We start from the raw sequence: 2,757 nt of genomic DNA, 5'->3' as shown, positions 1-2,757 counted from the left end.
GAATGGGCCTGGGTAACCAGACCAGTCCGGCCAGGGCAATCATGCAGATGCCAATGGCCCAGATCACTTGCATGTAAATTGCCGTAGGTGGGAACTGAAATGTCCAGGCGAAATTCACCAGGGTGAACTCCAGCAGTACCAGGAACAGACCGCGCTTGAACAAAAAGGCTGACACATCGCCCTTGCCCTGGTGCTTTTGGCCATACAGGTAAGCGGAAAGTCCAGTGAGCAGTATGAAAACCGGCGCACACAAATGGGCAAGTGTGCGGCTGAAAAATAGCGCCGGCTCAGTGGACTCAATGTCCATCGGGTCTGCTACCTGACGGTGCAAAAAGAACGTTTCGCGCACGTGATCCAGCAGCATAAGCAGGATTACCAATCCCCTCAGGGCATCAATGGACAGCAGGCGTTGGTTCAAGCGTGTGATGGGTGGGATGTGAGTAGAAATTGTCATCGAATGTCGCAAGCAGGGAGTGAAGGGGCGTGCCAGGGGCGACTGACAGCGTATATGCTCACATGTTATAACATATCGCTATCACCAAAAGCGACCGCTTGATTGTGTGATAGCTGGTCACCACAGAGTACCCGCCGGCGGAACTTTCGCGCCTCGCCTCATCCTGAATCACATCCCGGTGTTCGACCATCACACCGCCCTCGGAACGCAGGATATCGACCACGACCCAGTTCGCCGGCTGGCCGAGGCCAGTGAAGCATCTCTTCTTTTCTGCATGGCGAAAGCCGTGTTAAAAAATGTTATGTGAAAAAAATACTTCACATAATCTGATCACTGGTAGATGATCTTCATCAGCCGGTATGACAACCTGATAACACGACAAAAACAGGATTGCCTTGATGTTCGATGAGATCCCGACTCACGTCCTGAACGACAGCGCCCCTCATGTGGTTGATTCGCCCGGTGCTGATTCTGTCTGTCGAAACCGTATCTACAACGCGGCCAATATTTGCGCCTTGCAGGCGTGGAAGCAGTCGCTGCTTTCCTCTGGAGTACCCCATGAATAACAAGAATGTCGGTGTGGTCGGTCTGGGCGCGATGGGGCTGGGCATTGCCCGCTCGTTGTTGCGCAGCGGTTTCAATGTGCATGCCTGTGATGTGCGCACTGCCGTAACAGAGCAGTTCGCCGGGGAGGGCGGTGTGGCTTGCCTGTCACCGTCGCACATGGCCGCTGAGTGTGACGTGGTCATTACCGTGGTGGTCAACGCCGAGCAGACCGAGACCGTATTGTTTGGTGAGGGTGGGGCCGTGGCCTCTCTGCGGCCGGGCAGCCTGGTGATCGGCTGCGCCACAGTCGCTCCGACTTACGCCGTGGATCTTGGTCAGCGCCTGGCCGCGTTGGGCCTGCTGTATCTGGATGCACCGATTTCCGGTGGCGCGGCCAAGGCTGCCGCTGGCGAGATGACCATGATGACCTCGGGCCCGGCCGACGCCTATATCAAGGCTGAGTCGATCCTGGCGGGTATGGCCGGCAAGGTGTATCGCCTGGGTGACGTCCATGGCCTTGGTTCARAGGTCAAGATCATCAACCAGCTTCTGGCGGGTGTACATATTGCCGCTTCTGCCGAAGCCATGGCGCTGGGCCTGCGTGAAGGGGTCGATGCCGATGCGCTGTACGAAGTGATCACCCACAGCGCCGGTAATTCCTGGATGTTCGAAAACCGCGTGCCGCACATACTCAAGGCTGACTACACGCCGTTGTCCGCGGTAGATATTTTCGTCAAGGACCTGGGCCTGGTGCTGGATACCGCCCGGGCCAGCAAATTCCCTCTGCCGCTGTCGGCCACCGCTCACCAGATGTTCATGCAGGCCTCCAGTGCCGGCTTCGGTCGTGAGGACGACTCGGCGGTGATCAAGATTTTCCCGGGCATCGAATTGCCGACTGCCAAGCCTGAGCCTGTTTGAGGAACACCCCATGACTACCTCCACCGCACGCCCGCTTTTGGGCTGCATCGCCGACGATTTCACCGGCGCCACGGACCTTGCCAACATGCTGGTGCGCGGCGGTATGCGCACCGTGCAAAGCATTGGCATCCCGAGCGCGGAAGTGGCTGCCGGGCTTGATGCCGATGCGATCGTCATTGCCCTGAAGTCGCGCACCACACCGGTCGCCGAAGCAGTCGAGCAGTCCCTCGCTGCGATGGCATGGCTGCGCGAGCAAGGCTGCGAGCAGATCTTTTTCAAATATTGCTCGACGTTCGACTCCACCGCGGCCGGCAATATCGGCCAGGTCAGCGAAGCACTGCTGGCCGCACTGGGTAGCGACTTTACCCTGGCGTGCCCGGCATTCCCGGAGAATGGCCGGACGATCTTTCGCGGTCACTTGTTTGTGCAGGATCAGTTGCTCAGCGAGTCGGGCATGCAAAACCACCCGCTGACGCCGATGACCGATGCCAACCTGGTTCGCGTGCTGCAATCGCAAACCCGCCTGAATGTCGGCCTGTTGCGCTACGACACCATTGCCCGCGGCACAGAGCAGGTGCGGGCGCGCATCGCAGAGCTGAGGGCTCAAGGTGTCGGCATGGCCATCGCCGATGCCTTGTCGGACGGCGATCTGTACACCCTCGGTGCCGCCTGCGCCGATCTGCCGCTGTTGACGGGTGGTTCGGGGCTGGCCCTGGGCCTGCCGGAAAACTTCCGTCGCGCCRGCAAACTGCGCGATCTCGACGCCTCGAAACTTCCGGCGGTGTCCGGCGGGGAAGTGGTGTTGGCCGGCAGTGCTTCGATCGCCACCAATGGGCAAG

Annotated in this window: 4 protein-coding genes; 3 read left to right on the top strand and 1 reads right to left on the bottom strand. The window is 59.3% G+C overall.

Features of this window, described 5'->3' with window-relative positions:
* A partial coding sequence (locus ACXRVY_RS23050; RefSeq protein ID WP_458238332.1) for a DUF1624 domain-containing protein occupies window positions 1-454 on the bottom strand: 454 nt, incomplete at its 3' end.
* A gap of 398 nt (window positions 455-852) precedes the next feature.
* Between ACXRVY_RS23050 and ACXRVY_RS23045 the strand changes: the two genes are divergently transcribed.
* The 3 genes from ACXRVY_RS23045 to otnK all read left to right on the top strand — a co-directional run.
* Window positions 853-1,020 carry a hypothetical protein gene (locus ACXRVY_RS23045; protein ID WP_223462235.1) on the top strand — a complete coding sequence of 56 codons (168 nt, stop codon included), beginning with the start codon at window positions 853-855 and terminating at the stop codon, window positions 1,018-1,020.
* Window positions 1,013-1,918 carry an L-threonate dehydrogenase gene (gene ltnD / locus ACXRVY_RS23040; RefSeq protein WP_458238331.1) on the top strand — a complete coding sequence of 302 codons (906 nt, stop codon included), beginning with the start codon at window positions 1,013-1,015 and terminating at the stop codon, window positions 1,916-1,918. The genes ACXRVY_RS23045 and ltnD overlap by 8 nt, the downstream gene beginning before the upstream one ends.
* Window positions 1,919-1,928: 10 nt before the next feature.
* On the top strand, window positions 1,929-2,757 hold an 829-nt coding region (gene otnK / locus ACXRVY_RS23035), incomplete at its 3' end, for a 3-oxo-tetronate kinase (protein ID WP_458238330.1).

This window comes from Pseudomonas sp. P5_A2_2 (genome assembly GCF_054177685.1).
Note: the sequence above shows the minus strand (reverse complement) of the source record. Positions and strands in the feature narration are given on the sequence as shown.

Bases quoted from the DNA above. Each gene is read 5' to 3' on its own strand.
- ACXRVY_RS23045 (WP_223462235.1), top strand. From the start codon at position 853: ATGTTCGATGAGATCCCGACTCACGTCCTGAACGACAGCGCCCCTCAT.